This window comes from Silvimonas soli, from assembly GCF_030035605.1.
In the GTDB taxonomy this organism is placed as follows: Bacteria; Pseudomonadota; Gammaproteobacteria; order Burkholderiales; family Chitinibacteraceae; genus Silvimonas; species Silvimonas soli.
Genome location: NZ_CP106736.1, coordinates 921250 through 939022 on the forward strand (window position 1 = coordinate 921250; position 17773 = coordinate 939022).

Consider the following 17773-nt stretch of genomic DNA (forward strand, 5'->3'; position numbering starts at 1 on the left):
TCGGCACAGGGCGTGCAAATCAAAAAAAAATATAAGGCTTACGCTCTCAATGTCGCACCACACGCTTGCGCTGCCGCGATCAGCGCGGTAACGGTTGCGTCTACTTCCTCGTCGGTCAGGGTTTTGAGAGTATCTTGCATTAACACTTTGAATGCAAGGCTCTTTTTCCCTTCTGGCACGCCTTTTCCACGGTAGATATCGAACAATTCGATAGCGGTTACCAGTGGCTGTTTTGCAGCGGCAAAAGCCGATTGCAATGCGGCCAGCGACTGCGACTCATCTACCACCAGAGCCAGATCACGCCGCACAGCTTGCACGCGGCTAACGGCTTTGGCGCGCACCGGGTTTACCGACAACAGGGCGGCGGCATCCAGTTCGAACACGACTGGCGACTGGCCCAGTTCGTAAGCTTGAGTCCATTGCGGGTGTAATTCTCCCAGCCAACCCACCACAATGCCATCCAGCACGATTTCAGCAGAACGACCTGGGTGTAAAGCCGGATGACTGGCGCGGCGGAATTCTGCCACACGCGGGGCGATCAGTGCTTCTACATCTGCTTTGATATCAAAGAAATCAACAGTCGCTTTAGCAGCAGCCCATTGTTCCGGATCACGCGTGCCCCACGCCAGCCCACCGATTTTTTCCGGTTGGACTTGCGCGGTTACGCCGTGGAACACCCGGCCAACTTCAAACAAGCGTACGCGCTCGGCTTTGCGGTTGAGATTGTACTGAAGCGCATTGACCAAACCGCCCAACAAAGATGAACGCATTACGCTCATCTGGCTGGCGATCGGGTTGATCAGCTTGACCGGCGCAGTGTTGCCGGCCAGTTCACGCTCCCACTTCTCCTCAACAAACGAGTAGTTGATGCTTTCCTGGTAGCCGGCAGCCACCAGAATGCGTTTGAGCGAGAATTTGTCTCGGGCGTTACCTGGTTGCGGCAACATGGCAATCCGGCTGGCTGCTGGCCGGGTCGGGATGTTGTCATAGCCGTAAACACGCGCGACTTCTTCGATCAGATCTTCTTCAATTTCCAGATCGAAGCGAAAACTCGGCGGAGTGACCGTGATGACGTCGCCAGCCAGTTCGGCTGACAGACCCAGACGGCGCAGCAGGGACAATACTTCGTCACCTGGCAGCGTCAAACCCAAGACCTTGGCAACCCGCGATACGCGCAGGGCCACCGGCTTGCGGGCGGGCAATTCGGCAACTTGTTCAACGATGGGACCGACCTGGCCGCCACACACATCAACCAGCAACTGGGTAGCGCGTTCCAGCGCCGGGCGCACGTTGCCGAAGTCCACACCGCGCTCAAAGCGATGGCTCGCGTCCGAAGAGAAACCCAGTCGACGTGCTTTGCCGGCGATATCTGCCGGGGCAAAGAACGCGGACTCGAGGAAAATGTCTGTGGATGCGTCGTCAATTTCAGAATTGGCGCCGCCCATGATGCCAGCCAGAGCCACCGGGCGTGTGCCATCGGTGATCACCAGCATGTCGGTCGCGAGGTCCAGCTCTTTGCCATTGAGCAAAGTGAGCTTCTCGCCCTCGCGGGCAAAGCGCACGAGGATGCCGCCTTGCAGCTTGTTGGCGTCGAAGGCGTGCATCGGCTGACCCAGTTCGAGCATCACGTAGTTGGTAATATCTACCACTGCCGAGATACTGCGAATGCCGGAGCGTTCTAGGCGTCGCTTCATCCAGTCCGGCGTAGCGGCCTGGCGATTAATATTACGGACGATACGCCCGGCGTAGCGCGGGCAGGCGCTGCCAGCTTCCAGCTTGATGCTGATGGCGTCGTCAATTGCAGGCGCAACCGGGGTGATTTCCACCGGGGTTTGCGCCACGCCAGTCAACGCGGCTACTTCACGCGCGATACCGCGAATTGACAGGCAATCCGCACGGTTGGGCGTGAGCTTGAGTGTCAGCAACGTGTCGTCCAGATTCAGATACTCGCGCAGCGCCACGCCCACCGGGGCATCGGCTGGCAATACCAGCAGACCGGAAGACTCTTCGCTCACACCCAGTTCTTTGGCCGAACACAGCATGCCGTTGGATTCAACACCGCGCACTTTGGCTTGCTTGATCTTGAAGTCGCCCGGCAGCACGGCGCCGACGCGCGCGCAGGGCACGCGAATGCCTGGCGCTACGTTCGGCGCACCGCAGACGATCTGGATCGGCTCGGCTTCACCGACATTGACCGTGCAAACGTTCAAGCGATCAGCGTTTTCATGGCGGGTAACGGTCAGCACTTCGGCCACGATCACGTGGGTAAATGCTGGCGCGGCCGGATCGGCTTCTTCTACTTCCAGCCCGGCCATCGTCAACAGATGAGCCAGCGCTTCAGATTCGAGCTGGGGATTGGCCCAGCTACGCAACCACTGTTCAGAGAATTTCATGGTATTCGCCCTGGCTTATTTGAATTGCTGCAGGAATGCGAGATCGTTCTCGAAGAAGAGCCGCAGATCGTTCACGCCGTAATACAGCATGGCGAAACGATCGAGCCCGAAACCGAAGGCAAAGCCGGTGTAGATTTCCGGATCAATGCCCACGTTGCGCAACACGTTCGGATGCACCATGCCGCAACCGCCGATCTCCAGCCAACCACGCTCACCCAGCACATCGACTTCGGCCGACGGTTCGGTAAACGGGAAGAAAGACGGACGGAAGCGCACTTGCAGATCGTCGCGCTCGAAGAAATTACGCAGCCAGTCAGTAATCACGGCTTTGAGGTCGGCAAACGAGACGCCCTCTTCCACCCACAGACCTTCCATTTGATGGAACATCGGCGAGTGAGTGGCATCCGAATCCACGCGATACACGCGGCCAGGTGCCACGATCTTGATTGGCGGCTTGTTGTCGAGCATGTACCGCACCTGGATCGGCGAGGTATGCGTGCGCAGTACCAGCGGCTCGGCAGCGGTCGAACCTTCCACATAGAAGGTGTCCTGCATGGCGCGAGCCGGGTGGTCTTTGGGGATGTTCAGTGCTTCAAAATTGTGGAAATCGTTCTCGATTTCCGGACCATCGGCCACAGTGAAACCGAGCGAAGCAAACAGCGCTTCAATACGATGTTGCACCAGCGTTACCGGATGCAGACCACCCAGGCCGTGGGAACGACCGGGCAAAGTGATATCGAGCGCTTCTGCGGCGAGCTGGCGAGCCAGTTTTTCCTGAGCCAGTGCATCGCGGCGGGCATTCAGCGTGGCCTCAAAAGCCTGACGGGCTTGATTGACGGTCGCGCCAAAGGTTTTCTTTTCTTCTGGCGGCAAAGTGGCGAGCTGCTTGAGCAGCGCGGTGATCGCGCCTTCTTTGCCGACGTATTTGGCTTTTACATTTTCCAGTGCGGGCGCTTCACTGGTCGCATTCAGTTCGGCGAGGCCTTGCGCAAGAAGGGCTTGTACGTCCATATCGAATGTCGCGCTTTACGCGCGCTCCTGCCTGGAATTGAAGCAAACGCATCTTCAGCAAAACACTGAAGACCGCAAACCAATAAAAAAGGGAGGCCGGGAAGCCTCCCTGATCTTGCCAATTGCAAATGAGGCGCCGCCACCTAAGCGGCAGCACCTTCATTCATCAAGCAACGAGGCTAGCCTTGGCTTTCTCAACAAACTGGGCAAATGCCGGCTTGTCGAAAATTGCCATATCGGCCAGAACCTTGCGGTCTACCTCGATCCCGGCCTTCTTCAGACCGTTCATGAACTTGCTGTACGCCAGACCCAGTTCGCGGGATGCAGCGTTGATACGCGCAATCCACAGCTGACGGAACTGACGTTTCTTTTGACGGCGGTCACGGTAGGCGTATTGGCCAGCCTTCATTACCGCTTGCTTGGCAACGCGGTATACGTTCTTGCGACGGCCGCGATAGCCCTTCGCCAGATTCAGGATTTTCTTGTGACGAGCGCGGGCTGTTACACCACGTTTAACGCGAGGCATATTTAATCTCCTTTAGTTACGCGTAGGGCAACATCGCACGCACACTACCCATGTTGGTCGAATCGACCATGCAGGTACCGCGCAATTGACGCTTGTTTTTGGTGGTTTTCTTGGTCAGGATGTGGCGCTTGAACGCTTTGCTGCGCTTTACACCACCACCGCCGAGTACTTTAAGGCGCTTCGCAGCGCCACTCTTGGTTTTCATCTTGGGCATTTGTATGCTCTCCAAGTATGTTTAGATTCGGCAACAGGCGCCTTCTTGCGAAGAACTTTAAGCCCGCCACCACGCTTTTATTGCGGCCGCTTGTTCCGGCTTCCGGTTTCCCGTCGCCCGAAACATTAGCGGGGGCAGCCGCACCCCCGCTTGAAAACTACACTGGCTAGAAACTTGCCACCATCAGGAAGAATTACTTCTTCTTAGGTGCCAACATCATCACCATTTGACGCCCTTCAAGACGGGGGAATTGCTCAACTACTGCCAGATCAACCAGATCTGCTTCCACCCGCTTCAACTGCGCCATACCGATTTCCTGGTGAGCCATTTCACGCCCACGGAATCGCAAAGTAATCTTGGCCTTATCGCCTTCAGTGAGAAAACGGATCAGGTTTTTGAGTTTCACCTGGTAGTCGTTTTCATCAGTCCCGGGACGGAATTTAACTTCCTTGACCTGGATCTGCTTCTGCTTGAGCTTGGCCGCGTGATCTTTTTTGGACTTCTCGTACTTGTACTTGCCGTAGTCCATGATGCGGCAGACCGGCGGCGTCGCATTTGGCGCAATTTCGACCAAGTCCAGTTCAGCCTCTTCGGCTTTGGACAAGGCCTCTTGCAAACTAATCACACCCAGTTGTTCACCCTGGGCATCCTGCAAACGCACTTCGCGCGCGGTAATCTCGCCGTTGATCCGCGGCTCCTTATCTTGAGCAGCTATCTTGAATTCTCCAAGTCATTCAAAAACAAAACCGTGCGAACGGTCTTGGGTAAAAAAGCCTCTTACAGTAATTCGGTCTTGAGACGCTCAATAAGCGCTGCAACCGACATTTGCCCGAGGTCTTCACCACTTCGACTACGCACGGCCACCAAGCCTTCAGCTTTTTCCTTATCGCCAACAATCAGTTGGTACGGCAAGCGCTGCAAGCTATGTTCTCGAATTTTATAGGTTATTTTCTCGTTTCTCAAGTCCGCCTGTACACGGAAACCTGCTTGAGTGAGCATTTGGGTCACTTCTTGTACATATTCCGACTGATGTTCGGAGATATTCATCACCACCAACTGAGTCGGAGCCAGCCACAAGGGGAACGAACCGGCAAAGTTTTCGATCAGGATGCCCAGGAAGCGCTCCATCGAACCCACGATGGCACGGTGCAGCATGATCGGTTTTTGCTTGGTGTTGTCTTCCGCCACGTACTCTGGACCGAGACGCTCCGGCAACACGAAGTCCAGCTGCAGCGTACCGCACTGCCAGGAGCGACCAATCGCGTCCTTGATGTGGTATTCGATCTTCGGGCCGTAGAACGCGCCTTCGCCCGGCAATTCTTCCCACTGCACGCCACAGGCTTGCAACGCCTCACGCATGCCCTGCTCGGCTTTGTCCCAGCCTTCATCGCTACCGGCACGTTTTTCCGGGCGCAGAGCCAACTTGATGTCGACCTGTTCAAAGCCCATGTCGTCATACACGCTCATGGCCAGTGCGTGGAATACCTTGGCTTCTTCGATGAACTGGGCATCGGTACAGAAGATATGGGCGTCATCTTGGGTAAAGCCACGCACACGCATCAAACCATGCAGCGAGCCGGACGGTTCATTGCGATGGCAAGCGCCAAACTCGGCCAGACGCAGCGGCAGATCACGATAGGAACGCAGATCGCTATTGAAAATCTGGACATGACCCGGGCAGTTCATCGGCTTGACGGCGTAAGTACGCTTTTCCGACTCAGTGATGAACATGTTTTCCTGGTAGTTCTCCCAGTGACCGGATTTCTCCCACAGCGCGCGATCCATGATCTGCGGTGTGCGCACCTCCTGGTAGCCTGCCTTGACCAGGCGGCGGCGCATGTATTGCTCCACCGATTGCCACAGCTGCCAGCCCTTCGGGTGCCAGAACACCATGCCAGGTGCTTCTTCTTGCATATGGAACAGGTCCAGCGCTTTACCGATCTTGCGGTGATCGCGCTTTTCGGCCTCTTCCAGACGATGCAGATAGGCTTCGAGGTCTTCTTTCTTCGCCCACGCGGTGCCGTAGATACGCGTCAGCATTTCGTTCTTGGAGTCGCCACGCCAGTAGGCACCGGCCACTTTCATCAGCTTGAAGACTTTCAGCTTGCCAGTGGACGGTACGTGCGGGCCGCGACACAAGTCGGTGAAGTCACCTTCACGGTACAGGCTCAACGCCTGATCAGCCGGAATCGAGGCAATGATTTCGGCCTTGTAGGCCTCACCGATGCCTTTGAAATATTCAACAGCCGCATCGCGCGACAACTCGTAGCGCTCAACCGGAATGTCTTGTTTGGCCAGTTCAGCCATTTTCTTTTCAATCGCGGCCAGATCTTCAGGCGTGAACGGGCGCTTGTAGCTGAAGTCGTAATAAAAGCCGTCTTCAATTACCGGGCCGATGGTAACTTGCGCTTCCGGGAACAAAGACTTGACGGCATACGCCAGCAAGTGAGCGGTGGAATGGCGGATTACTTCCAGACCATCAGCATCCCGATCCGTCACGATGGCCAGATTTACATCTCGATCGATCACAAAGCTGGTATCGACCAGCTGGCCGTTAACCTTGCCAGCCAGCGCAGCGCGGGCCAGTCCAGCACCAATGCTGCCAGCCACGCCAGCCACACTGATTGGTGCATCGAATTCACGTTTGGAACCATCGGGAAGCGTAATCGAGATCATGATCTGTCGCCTTAAATCCGTTTGTCTTTTGGCTTCCGGTGCATTTGCGTAGCCGGAAAACCGTTTTGTCGATTGCCGCATTTCGCAACGCTGGAAAAGGGCAAAAAAAAAGTGCGGGCAGAGCGCCGCACTTTTTATGAAACCAAAGCCATAGCACGGCTACCGCGTTTATTTACCGGTAGTCGTGGTAGTTCGGAACATGGCTTTGTTTCCTTTGTTTATTTCGTTGGTAGGCACGATTGGACTCGAACCAACGACCCCCACCATGTCAAGGTGGTGCTCTAACCAGCTGAGCTACGTGCCTGTCGAAGGAGAGCGATATTAGCGGCAACTTCGCCTGACCGCAAGTCCCTTTGTGAAAAATTCCTGATGTGCCGGCTTTTTGCGGGTGTTGTCCCCTGCCCGTTTGAAGCTTCGGCGTACATGCATCGAACCAGTCAGGCCACCGCAAACAAACGGCGTCAGTTCCAGAAACAAAAAACCCCGCATAAGTAGCGGGGTTTTTTGCTTTGGCCATTACAGCCCTGGCTTGCGCCAGAAATAGCGCCAGACAAAACCTGGCCACGCCATCACGATAAACAATGCGCCAGTCGCAGCAAAGAATTCCCAGTGCTGCGGTTGCACGCTGGTGACGCGCGCTTCAAGCACGCGCGCAATCCCGCCAACCAGAAAATACAGAATGACCAGTTCCAGCGAGCGCCAGCCAAAATGCTTCTTCAGCTTGTCGCCTGGAATGGCAAACGCCACCCGGTCGGTCAGGAAAGGCAAATTGGCAGCCAAGACCGCCAATCCGCAAAGCAGTGCAATTTCCAGCATTGTCGCCTTACATCTGCAGTAGCGAGTGCGCTACGGCAGAAGACAAAAGGAACAAGAGACGATCTGGCATCAGGCCAATCACCAGCAACAACAGACAGTTAACCGACAACACCACGCGGGCATCAATACCGGCCACGATCGGGCTGTGATCTTCGGCATCATCAAAGTACATGACCTTGACTACGCGCAGGTAATAGAAGGCACCAATTACCGACATCAGCACGCCGTAAACGGCCAGCCAGGTCAGGCCCATGTTGACGACGGCTTCCAGAATGGCCAGCTTGGCAAAGAAGCCGACGAACACCGGGATACCTGCCATCGAGAACATCACCAGCAGCATCATGGCGGCAAACCATGGGCTGCGTTGGTTCAGACCCTTGAAGTCGTCGATACGGTCTGCTTCAAAACCTTCACGCGACAGCAACATCACCACGCCGAAACCGGCAGCGGTGGTCAGCATGTAGGTCACCGCATAGAAGAACGCTGCGGCATAACCCACCGGCGTGCCCACCAGAATACCCAGCAGCAGGAAGCCCATGTGCGAGATAGTGGAATACGCAAACATCCGCTTGATATTGGATTGTGCAATCGCCGAGAGGTTACCCAAAGCCAGTGACAGCACCGCCATGATCATCAGCATCCCGCGCCAGTCCGGAGCGTAGCTTTCCAGACCTTGCGCCAGAATGCGGATCACAAAAGCAAATGCAGCAATCTTTGGGGCCGAACCGATCAGTTGGGCGATCAGCGTTGGCGAGCCTTCGTAAACGTCAGGCACCCACATATGGAATGGCACGGCGCCGAGCTTGAAGCCGATACCGGTCACGATGAACACCAGACCAAACACGGTCAGCAGACGGTTGGCTTCGCCACTCATGATGCGCTGGGCAATAACCAGTACATCCAGGCTTTGCGTTGCACCGTAAACCATCGACATACCATACAGCAGCATCCCGGAAGCCAGCGCGCCCAGCACGAAGTACTTCATGGCGGCTTCGGTGGCTTGCACGGACTCACGGCGCAGACCAACCAGTGCGTACAGCGACAGCGACAGCAACTCCAGACCCACGTACAGCGTGACGAAGTTGAGCGACGAGGTCATCACCATCATGCCCAGCAGCGCAAACAAGGTCAGCGAGAACAGTTCGCCCTTGTAGATACCGCGTGCTTCGGCGTACGAGCGACCATAGATCAGCACGAGTGCCACGCCCAGGATCATCGCCACTTTGGCAACCCCGGCCAGCGGATCGGCCACAAACATGCCGTTAAAGGCGATCTGCGAAGGATGGGTCATGCCATTGACCAGCAGACAGGCTGTTACAGCCAGTGCGATCAGAGTCAGCAGATACGTTACGTGACGCTTGGCGTCAGACAAGAAAAGATCGATCAGCAAAATGGCCGACACCGCGATCAGGAGAAAAATCTCCGGTGCAGCAGCCCATGCGTTAAGACTGGTCCAGGTCATGCTCTAAACCCTTTTAAATTCATCATTTCGGTCAATCAGCCGGTTATTGGGGCAATTGAGGCTGGGGCAGCTTGGACTGCGACACATGCCAGATCAGATCGTTAACGGAAACGTGCATCAGGTCGGTAAACATCTTCGGATACAGACCCATGCCAAGTACGGTAACAGCCAGCACGGCCAACACCAGGAACTCGCGCTTGTTGACGTCTTTCAGTTCAGCAACGTGATGATTGGCCACGTCACCAAAAATGACTCGCTTGTACATCCACAGTGTGTAAGCCGCACCGAAGACCAGCGTGGTGGCTGCAAAGAAGGCGTACCAGAAATTGACCTGGATCGCGCCCAGCACCACGAAGAACTCACCCACGAAACCAGATGTGGCTGGCAAACCGGAGTTAGCCATGGCAAACAGCATCATGAAGCTGGCAAAGATTGGCATCTTGTTCGCGACGCCGCCGTAATCAGCGATCTTGCGGCTGTGCACGCGGTCGTACATCACACCGATACAGAAGAACATCGCGGCAGAAACAAAGCCGTGCGAGATCATCTGCACGATGGCGCCTTCCACTGCGAACTGGTTCATCTGCGTGCCACCGGCAAACATGAAGAAGCCCAGTGTCACAAAGCCCATGTGCGAGATCGATGAATAAGCCACCAGCTTTTTCATGTCAGTCTGCACCAGCGCGACCATACCGATGTAAACCACGGCGATCAGCGAGAACAGAATGAACACCCAGGCATATTCACGGCAAGCATCCGGCACGATCGGCAGCGCGAATCGCAGGAAACCGTAAGCACCCAGCTTCAGTGTAATTGCCGCCAGTACCATCGAACCACCGGTTGGTGCTTCAACGTGGGCATCCGGCAACCAGGTGTGGACAGGCCACATCGGCACCTTCACCGCAAAGGCAAAGAAGAAGGCAATCAGCAGCAGACCTTGCGCAGTCATCGTCAGCGGCAGGCGGGCGAAGTCGGCAATCGCGAACGAGCCGTTGGCCTGACCGTACAGATAGATGAAAGCAACCAGGGTCAGCAACGAACCCAGCAAGGTGTACAGGAAGAACTTGATCGACGCATACACACGGCGCGGACCACCCCAGATACCAATGATCAGGTACATCGGGATCAGCATGGCTTCAAAGAACACGTAGAACAGAATCGCGTCTTGTGCGGCAAAGGCGCCGTTGATCAAACCCGACATGATCAGGAATGCGGCCATGTACTGCGCAACCCGCTTTTCGATCACTTGCCAGCCCGCCAGCACCACCATCAACGTGGTGAAGGAGTTCAAGATCACAAACCACACCGACAGGCCATCCACACCCAGCGCGTAGTTGATATTGAACGTTGCAATCCACGGTGTGAACTCAGTGAATTGCATGCCGCCATTCAGCGTGTCAAAGCCGGTGTAAAGCGGCAGCGATACCAGAAAGCCCAGCAGTGCGCCGATCAGTGCCAGCCAGCGCGCCAACGGCGCTTTGTCATCGCCCCCGGTTGCCAGCACCACCAGGCCTGCCGCGATCGGCAGCCAGATCGTGAGGCTCAGAAGATTACCCGTCATAGTCTACCTGCTTGTTTTAATTACTCTGAACTACTCGTAAACCAACCTGGAATCAGTGCGCGAACGCCAGACCGCCCAGCCACAAGGTCATCAACACCAGCGCGCCCAGAATCATGGCAAATGCATAGTGATAGATGTAGCCCGTTTGCAAACGACGGGTCAGGAAGGCAAACATCTGCACGACCTTGGCTGCACCATTCACTACCAGACCATCAATCAGCAGCGCATCACCCACCTTCCACAGCACGGTACCAATGGCGCGGCCGGCAGCAGCAAAGATGTTGATATACAGGAAATCCATGTAGTACTTGTTTTCCAGCAGCGTGTTGATCGGGCCGGTTTTGGCCTTGATCGCCGCCGGAATGTCCGGACGCTGGGTGTAGAAGAACCAGGCAACCACGACACCGGCAATCGCCAGCCACAGCGGCAAGGTTGCAACCGAATGAAGCGCCATATCGAACCAGCCATGGAACTCGTGGCTCAGTTCTTCCATCGCAGGGTGAGCTTCGCTGTTCACAAAGATCACACCCTTGAAGAAGTCACCGAACAACATCGGCTGGATAGCGATGGCACCGATGATCACCGACGGAATCGCCAGCAAGATCAGCGGCAACGTTACAACCCAAGGCGACTCATGCGGTTTGTCATTCGGGCCCAGACCGTGATGCTCTTCGCCGTGGTCGTCATGATGATCATGATCGTGACCATGCGACTTTTGCATCCACCGTTCTTTACCGTGGAATACCAGGAAGTACATACGGAACGAGTACAGCGCCGTTACGAACACACTGGCAATAACCGCGAACTGGGCAAAGCCGGCACCTGGCAGGTGCGAAGCAGCCACCGCGTCAATGATCGAATCTTTGGAGTAGAAACCCGCGAAGAACGGGGTACCGATCAGCGCCAGTGAACCCACCAGCGAGGTGATCCAGGTAATCGGCATGTATTTACGCAGACCACCCATGTTGCGGATGTCTTGGTCGTGATGCATACCCATGATCACCGAACCGGCACCAAGGAACAGCAAAGCCTTGAAGAACGCGTGGGTCATCAGGTGGAACACGGCCACGGAGTAAGCCGATACACCCAGCGCTACGGTCATGTAACCCAGCTGAGACAGCGTGGAGTACGCCACCACGCGCTTGATGTCGTTCTGGATGATCCCGAGGAAACCCATGAACAGCGCGGTAATCGAACCGATCACCAGCACGAAGTTCAGCGCGGTATCTGACAGTTCAAAGATCGGCGACATGCGGGTAACCATGAAGATACCAGCGGTCACCATCGTCGCCGCGTGGATCAGTGCGGAGATCGGGGTCGGGCCTTCCATCGAATCGGGCAGCCACACGTGCAGCGGGAACTGCGCCGATTTACCCATTGCACCGATGAACAGCAAGATACAAGTCACGCTCAGCAGCGACCACGGATGGCCAGCGAACAAGGTGATGGTTGCATTTTGCAGTTCTGGCGCCTTGGCAAACACGGTTGCGTAGTCCAGCGAACCGAAGTGGAACAGCACCAGGCCGATACCCAACAAGAAACCGAAGTCCCCTACCCGGTTAACCAGGAAGGCCTTCAGGTTGGCGAAGGTAGCTGTTGGACGCTTGAACCAGAAACCGATCAGCAAGTACGACACCAGACCCACTGCTTCCCAGCCGAAGAACAGCTGCACGAAGTTGTTGCTCATGACCAGCATCAACATCGAGAAAGTAAACAGCGAGATATAGCTGAAGAAGCGGTTGTAGCCTGGGTCTTCTTCCATGTAACCGATGGTGTAGATGTGCACCATCAGCGACACGAAGGTCACCACGCACATCATCATTGCGGTCAGCTTGTCCACCAGGAAACCGACATTGAAGTCGATACCGTTGATGGTCATCCAGGTGTAAACGGTGCCGTTGTAGGTCTCACCACCGTTGATGAGATTGTTCAACGTCCAGGCAGACAGTACGAATGCCACGGCCACACCGGCGATAGTCACCGAGTGCGCGACGCGGCGGCTGATCGCCCAGCCAAAGAGGCCTGCCACCAAAGCACCGAACAGCGGCGCCAGGGGAATCAGCAGGTAGATTGTTTTGATATCCATTGTTTTTACCCGAAATCCGACGTTGCTTGTTCGTTAGCCCTTCAGGCTGCCCAGGTCTTCGACGTTGATCGACCGCAGATTGCGGAACAGCACGACCAGAATCGCCAGACCAATCGCCGACTCAGCGGCGGCCACGGTCAGGATGAAGAAGACAAAAACTTGCCCCGCCGAATCGCCCAGAAACTGCGAAAAGGCGACAAAGTTCATGTTCACCGCCAGCAACATCAGTTCGATGGCCATCAGCAACACGATCAGGTTTTTGCGGTTCATGAAAATACCGAACACGGAGATCGAGAACAGGATCGCCGAGAGCACCAGGTAATGAGTGAGTGTCAGCACTATGGGCTCCGTTAGGCTTTCGGTTGTTGGTCGTCAGCAGCCGGGGCATCGCCAGCGGTAGGACGCGCTTCTACGTTCATCTTGACGATACGCAGGCGGTCATCACGCTTGACGGCAATCTGGCTGGCCGGGTTGATGTATTTGGTGTTCTTGCGTTTACGCAGGGTCAGCGCAATGGCGGCGATCATGCCCACCAGCAGCAAGGCTGCAGCCAACTGGAACGGCAGGAAATACTGGGTGTAAATCAGGTTACCCAGTACGCGAGCGTTGTTATAACCCGCAGCCGGTTCCGGCATGTGTGCAATGGCGATCTGGGCGCTGTCGTTCTTGAGCACCATGATCATTTCCGCAACCATGATGACGGCAACCACTACCGCCAGCGGCACGTGCTTCCAGAAGCCTTTGCGCAACTCTTCGAAGTTGACGTCCAGCATCATCACCACGAAGAGGAACAGCACCATCACCGCGCCGACATACACCAGCACCAGTGAAACAGCCAGGAACTCGGCCTTCATCAGCATCCACAACACGGCGCCGGTAAAGAACGAGAGCATGAGGTACAACGCAGCGTGTACCGGATTCTTCGCGGTGATGGTTGCCAGGCTAGCCAGCAACAATACAGCGGCGAAGATGTAGAAAATAACGACAGATGTCATGGCGTTCGTCTATCCCTTGTCTCGATTCGCTTAGCGGTACTTGGCGTCAGCGGCTTTGTTGGCCGCGATTTCGGCTTCGTACTTGTCGCCCACCGCCAGCAGCATCGGCTTGGTGTAGTACAGGTCGCCACGCTTTTCACCGTGGTATTCCAGAATGTGGGTTTCCACGATGGCGTCGACCGGACAGGCTTCTTCACAGAAACCGCAGAAAATGCACTTGGTCAGATCGATGTCATAACGCGTAGTGCGGCGAGTGCCGTCATCACGCTTGTCCGACTCAATCGTAATTGCCAAGGCCGGGCAAACAGCTTCACACAATTTGCAGGCAATGCAGCGCTCTTCACCGTTGGCGTAGCGACGCTGGGCATGCAAACCGCGAAAACGGGGGCTGTACGGGGTTTTTTCTTCCGGAAACTGCACAGTGATCTTGCGCTGGAAGAAGTAACGCCCGGTGAGCATCAGACCCTTGACCAGCTCTACGAGCAGGAAGGTCTTGAAAAAATTGGAAATTCTATCCATGTCTGTATCCTCGCCTTACTTCCAGAGCGACAGTGGCGTTTGCATCCACGCGCCAACCACCACGATCCAAACCAGAGTTACCGGAATAAACACTTTCCAGCCCAAACGCATCAGTTGGTCATAGCGGTAACGCGGGAAAGTCGCCCGTGCCCACAAGAAGAAGAACAGCATCAACGCTACTTTCAGGAACCACCAGATAAAGCTTGGCGCGCCAAGGAAAGGCACACTGGTCGGGAACGGCGACAACCAGCCGCCCAGGAACATGACCGACGCCAAAGCGGAGATCAAAATCATGTTCATGTATTCGGCCAGGAAGAACAGCGCGAAGCTCATGCCCGAGTATTCGATCATGTGACCGGCCACGATTTCCGACTCGCCTTCGGTCACGTCAAACGGTGCGCGGTTGGTTTCAGCCAGGCCCGAGATGAAGTAAACAACGAACAGCGGCAGCAACGGCAACCAGTTCCATGACAGCACCGAACCGCCCGCAACGCCGTGGCCTTGCTGCATCACGATGTCGCTGATGTTCAGACTGCCGGAGACCATCATCACGCCGATCAGCGAAAAGCCCATCGCCAGTTCGTAGGACACCATCTGCGCCGCGGCACGCATGGCACCCAGGAACGCATATTTGGAGTTCGATGCCCAACCGGCAATGATCACGCCGTATACGCCCAGCGAAGTAATCGCCATTACGTACAGCAGACCGATGTTTACGTCAGCCAGCACCAGACCCGGGAAGAACGGGATCACCGCCCAAGCCGCCAAAGCTGGCATCAGCACCAGCACCGGCGCCACAAAGAACAAGCCTTTGCTGGATGCAGAAGGTGCAATGATTTCTTTCAGCAGCAGCTTGAGCACGTCGGCAAACGGCTGCAGCAAACCCAGCGGACCAACCCGGTTCGGGCCGATACGAATCTGCATGTAGCCAATGACTTTGCGCTCGGCATAAGTCATGTAGGCCACGCCCAGAATCAGCGGGACTGCAATCAGCACGATCTTGAGCAGAGTCCAGACAACGAGTGCGACATCAAAGCCCCACTCCTGGCCAATGAACCCCGCAAAGAAGTGTGTCAAAAGTTCCATTATTGTTATCGCCCTTATGCTTTGACGACTTGCAGCGCAGCCGCGCCATCAAGACCACGGGTCAGCGGGTGTGCGGCAGCGATGCGAACCACTTGATCCAGCAACGCATCATCTTGTGCGACCGTGAGAACTGCCTCACCGCCCTGCACTACTTTCGCCTGATCGCCAGCAACCAGACCCAGCGTTGCCAGCGTTGTTGCGTTGGCACGCAAGGTCGCAGCGGACTGTGCATCAACGGTGGCTTGCAGGCTTGGCGCACGACGCACCAGCGCATCGATCTGGTACAGCGGCACTTCAGCCAGACGAGTCAGACCCGATGCAGCAACCGGCTTCACATTCACCGCAGCAGCCGGTGCATTGTTCAGCTTGCCTTCAATGCCGTTGGCCAATGCTTCGTCGCGTACTTCTTCAGACGATGCAAATTCAAAGCCAGCCAGACCCAGCAGGTTGCCCAGCACGCGGAACACCTTCCAGGCCGGGCGGGTTTCGCCCAGCGGACGCACCACACCGTTGAAGCTTTGTGGGCGGCTTTCCAGATTGATGAAGGTGCCGGAGGTTTCAGCAAATGGCGAAACCGGCAGAATCACGTCTGCGTAGTCATAAGCGCAGGACTGGAACGGCGACAGCACGACAACCATTTCAGCTTGCTCAACCGCAGCCAGCGCTTGCGGCGCGTTGGCGGTATCGAAATCGACTTCCGCGTTCAACAGCACGTAGGCTTTCTTCGGCTTGGCGAATGCCCCAGCGGTTGCGTTGAAACCGATCAGTTGCGCACCAACCGCATTGGCACCCGAAGTCAGCACGCCCAGCTTGGCACCGCTGATTTCGGCGATCGCAGTTGCCACAGCGTGCAGTTCAGCAGCGCGGACACCTTCAACAGCCAGGTTACCCAGCAGCACACCCACTTTCTCGCTGGCAACCAGCGTGGTGGCGATAGCAAGGGCTTGTTCGGAAACAGTCACTCCAGCCACATCGATATGAGCCGGAACGCTAGCGCCCTTCTGCTCGGCAACGGCCTTGAGTACTTCCAGCGCGCCTTCAACCAGTTGATCCGGACGGGTTACCAGCGAACCGTGCAGCGTGGTCAGCAGGTCGTCATTGTGCGGATTAACCACGGCCAGCTTCAGACCCTTCTTCACCGACTGGCGCAGACGTTGGGCCAGCAGCGGCTGCTCTTTACGCAATGTGGAACCGATCACCAGTACGGCGTCGTTTTCTGCCAGTTCAACAATGCTCTGGCCCAGCCACTGCACACCGGCAGTTGCGAACGAGGCATCTTGCTGACGCAGGTTGGCGGCGGTGTTCTTCACGCCCAGACCGGCAGCCAGTTTCTTCAGCAGGAACAGTTCTTCCAGCGTACTGCTCGGCGAAGCCAGCGCGGCCACGTTATCGGCGCCGTGTTCTTCGATTACCGACTTCAAGCCGTTGGCCACGTATTCCAGCGCAACAGTCCAGTCTACTTCTTGCCATGCCCCACCCTGCTTGATCAGCGGCTTTTGCAGACGCTCACCACTATTGAGGGCTTCGTACGAATAACGGTCGCGGTCCGACAGCCAGCATTCGTTGACGGCTTCGTTTTCCAGCGGCAGTACGCGTTTGACCTGGTGATCCTTGACCTGAACGATCAGGTTGGAACCCAGACCATCGTGCGGGCTGACCGATTTGCGACGGGACAATTCCCATGTCCGTGCCGAGAAGCGGAACGGCTTGGAAGTCAACGCGCCTACCGGGCACAGATCGATCACGTTGCCGGAAATTTCGGAGTTCACGGTTTTGCCGATGAAGCTCATGATTTCCGAGTGCTCGCCACGGCCGGGCATGCCCAGCTCCTGGAAGCCCGCAACTTCTTCGGTAAAGCGCACACAACGGGTGCAGTGAATGCAACGCGTCATGTCGGTCGAGATCAGCGGGCCGAGGTTCTTGTTGACCACCGAGCGCTTTTCTTCTTCGTAGCGCGAGCCGGATTGACCATAACCCACGGCCAGATCCTGCAACTGGCACTCGCCGCCCTGGTCACAAATCGGGCAATCAAGCGGGTGGTTGATCAGCAGGAATTCCATGACGCCCTTCTGGGCTTTCACGGCGGCATCCGAATGGGTCCAGACCTTCATGCCATCCGTAACCGGCGTCGCACAGGCGGGCAACGGTTTCGGGGCTTTTTCAACTTGCACCAGGCACATCCGGCAGTTCGCCGCGATGGACAGTTTTTTGTGGTAGCAAAAGTGAGGGATAAACACGCCAATCGAAGTGGCGGCATCCATCACGGTGCTGCCACCGGGGACTGTCAGTTTGTTACCGTCGATTTCAACTTCCAGCATATCGAGCGATCCAGTTAATTCTTCAAAAAATCTTCATTAGGCGACTGCGCCTGCGTATTTCGTTTCCGTTCGATGCTCGCAATCCTCACGGACTTCATGTCCGTTCCGGT

The 17773-nt window shown here is 56.1% G+C and carries 15 protein-coding genes and 1 tRNA gene; all 16 read right to left on the reverse strand.

Annotated elements, in window-relative coordinates; genetic code table 11:
* Nucleotides 1–38: 38 nt before the first annotated feature.
* The 16 genes from pheT to nuoG all read right to left on the reverse strand — a co-directional run bounded on the left by pheT (nt 39) and on the right by nuoG (nt 17663).
* Nucleotides 39–2393 (reverse strand): phenylalanine--tRNA ligase subunit beta, encoded by a 2355-nt coding sequence (pheT, locus tag N7220_RS04275; RefSeq protein ID WP_283150231.1) that lies wholly within the window; start codon nt 2391–2393, stop codon nt 39–41.
* Nucleotides 2394–2408: 15 nt separating this feature from the next.
* On the reverse strand, nt 2409–3404 hold the full coding sequence (gene pheS / locus N7220_RS04280; protein ID WP_283150232.1) for a phenylalanine--tRNA ligase subunit alpha: 996 nt from the start codon (nt 3402–3404) through the stop codon (nt 2409–2411).
* Nucleotides 3405–3570: 166 nt separating this feature from the next.
* On the reverse strand, nt 3571–3930 hold the full coding sequence (gene rplT, locus N7220_RS04285; RefSeq protein WP_283150233.1) for a 50S ribosomal protein L20: 360 nt from the start codon (nt 3928–3930) through the stop codon (nt 3571–3573).
* A gap of 16 nt (nt 3931–3946) precedes the next feature.
* The gene (gene rpmI / locus N7220_RS04290) at nt 3947–4144 is read right to left on the reverse strand and encodes a 50S ribosomal protein L35 (RefSeq protein ID WP_283150234.1); all 198 of its coding nucleotides are present in this window, start codon (nt 4142–4144) and stop codon (nt 3947–3949) included.
* Nucleotides 4145–4337: 193 nt separating this feature from the next.
* Entirely contained in the window at nt 4338–4859 is a 522-nt protein-coding gene (gene infC / locus N7220_RS04295; RefSeq protein WP_283151397.1) for a translation initiation factor IF-3, read from the reverse strand.
* A 62-nt stretch (nt 4860–4921) separates the two neighbouring features.
* Nucleotides 4922–6820: a threonine--tRNA ligase gene (thrS, locus tag N7220_RS04300; protein ID WP_283150235.1), complete on the reverse strand. Its 1899-nt coding sequence runs from the start codon at nt 6818–6820 to the stop codon at nt 4922–4924.
* Between the two features lie 227 nt (nt 6821–7047).
* Nucleotides 7048–7124: transfer RNA gene (locus N7220_RS04305), tRNA-Val, on the reverse strand.
* Between the two features lie 212 nt (nt 7125–7336).
* Nucleotides 7337–7636 carry a DUF2818 family protein gene (locus N7220_RS04310; RefSeq protein ID WP_283150236.1) on the reverse strand — a complete coding sequence of 100 codons (300 nt, stop codon included), beginning with the start codon at nt 7634–7636 and terminating at the stop codon, nt 7337–7339.
* Between the two features lie 7 nt (nt 7637–7643).
* Nucleotides 7644–9098 (reverse strand): NADH-quinone oxidoreductase subunit NuoN, encoded by a 1455-nt coding sequence (gene nuoN / locus N7220_RS04315; RefSeq protein WP_283150237.1) that lies wholly within the window; start codon nt 9096–9098, stop codon nt 7644–7646.
* A 43-nt stretch (nt 9099–9141) separates the two neighbouring features.
* Nucleotides 9142–10659 (reverse strand): NADH-quinone oxidoreductase subunit M, encoded by a 1518-nt coding sequence (locus tag N7220_RS04320; RefSeq protein WP_283150238.1) that lies wholly within the window; start codon nt 10657–10659, stop codon nt 9142–9144.
* 52 nt (nt 10660–10711) lie between these two features.
* Nucleotides 10712–12745 carry an NADH-quinone oxidoreductase subunit L gene (gene nuoL / locus N7220_RS04325; RefSeq protein ID WP_283150239.1) on the reverse strand — a complete coding sequence of 678 codons (2034 nt, stop codon included), beginning with the start codon at nt 12743–12745 and terminating at the stop codon, nt 10712–10714.
* 33 nt (nt 12746–12778) lie between these two features.
* Nucleotides 12779–13084, reverse strand: coding sequence for an NADH-quinone oxidoreductase subunit NuoK (gene nuoK, locus N7220_RS04330; protein WP_283150240.1), 306 nt, complete (start codon nt 13082–13084; stop codon nt 12779–12781).
* Nucleotides 13085–13095: 11 nt separating this feature from the next.
* Nucleotides 13096–13740, reverse strand: coding sequence for an NADH-quinone oxidoreductase subunit J (locus N7220_RS04335; protein WP_283150241.1), 645 nt, complete (start codon nt 13738–13740; stop codon nt 13096–13098).
* 30 nt (nt 13741–13770) lie between these two features.
* On the reverse strand, nt 13771–14250 hold the full coding sequence (nuoI, locus tag N7220_RS04340) for an NADH-quinone oxidoreductase subunit NuoI (protein ID WP_283151398.1): 480 nt from the start codon (nt 14248–14250) through the stop codon (nt 13771–13773).
* A gap of 24 nt (nt 14251–14274) precedes the next feature.
* Nucleotides 14275–15345, reverse strand: coding sequence for an NADH-quinone oxidoreductase subunit NuoH (gene nuoH / locus N7220_RS04345; RefSeq protein WP_283150242.1), 1071 nt, complete (start codon nt 15343–15345; stop codon nt 14275–14277).
* 14 nt (nt 15346–15359) lie between these two features.
* Nucleotides 15360–17663 carry an NADH-quinone oxidoreductase subunit NuoG gene (gene nuoG, locus N7220_RS04350; RefSeq protein WP_283150243.1) on the reverse strand — a complete coding sequence of 768 codons (2304 nt, stop codon included), beginning with the start codon at nt 17661–17663 and terminating at the stop codon, nt 15360–15362.
* Nucleotides 17664–17773: the final 110 nt, after the last annotated feature.

Bases quoted from the DNA above. Each gene is read 5' to 3' on its own strand.
- pheT (WP_283150231.1), bottom strand. From the start codon at position 2,393: ATGAAATTCTCTGAACAGTGGTTGCGTAGCTGGGCCAATCCCCAGCTC.
- pheS (WP_283150232.1), bottom strand. From the start codon at position 3,404: ATGGACGTACAAGCCCTTCTTGCGCAAGGCCTCGCCGAACTGAATGCG.
- rplT (WP_283150233.1), bottom strand. From the start codon at position 3,930: ATGCCTCGCGTTAAACGTGGTGTAACAGCCCGCGCTCGTCACAAGAAA.
- rpmI (WP_283150234.1), bottom strand. From the start codon at position 4,144: ATGCCCAAGATGAAAACCAAGAGTGGCGCTGCGAAGCGCCTTAAAGTA.
- thrS (WP_283150235.1), bottom strand. From the start codon at position 6,820: ATGATCTCGATTACGCTTCCCGATGGTTCCAAACGTGAATTCGATGCA.
- N7220_RS04310 (WP_283150236.1), bottom strand. From the start codon at position 7,636: ATGCTGGAAATTGCACTGCTTTGCGGATTGGCGGTCTTGGCTGCCAAT.
- nuoN (WP_283150237.1), bottom strand. From the start codon at position 9,098: ATGACCTGGACCAGTCTTAACGCATGGGCTGCTGCACCGGAGATTTTT.
- N7220_RS04320 (WP_283150238.1), bottom strand. From the start codon at position 10,659: ATGACGGGTAATCTTCTGAGCCTCACGATCTGGCTGCCGATCGCGGCA.
- nuoL (WP_283150239.1), bottom strand. From the start codon at position 12,745: ATGGATATCAAAACAATCTACCTGCTGATTCCCCTGGCGCCGCTGTTC.
- N7220_RS04335 (WP_283150241.1), bottom strand. From the start codon at position 13,740: ATGACATCTGTCGTTATTTTCTACATCTTCGCCGCTGTATTGTTGCTG.
- nuoH (WP_283150242.1), bottom strand. From the start codon at position 15,345: ATGGAACTTTTGACACACTTCTTTGCGGGGTTCATTGGCCAGGAGTGG.
- nuoG (WP_283150243.1), bottom strand. From the start codon at position 17,663: ATGCTGGAAGTTGAAATCGACGGTAACAAACTGACAGTCCCCGGTGGC.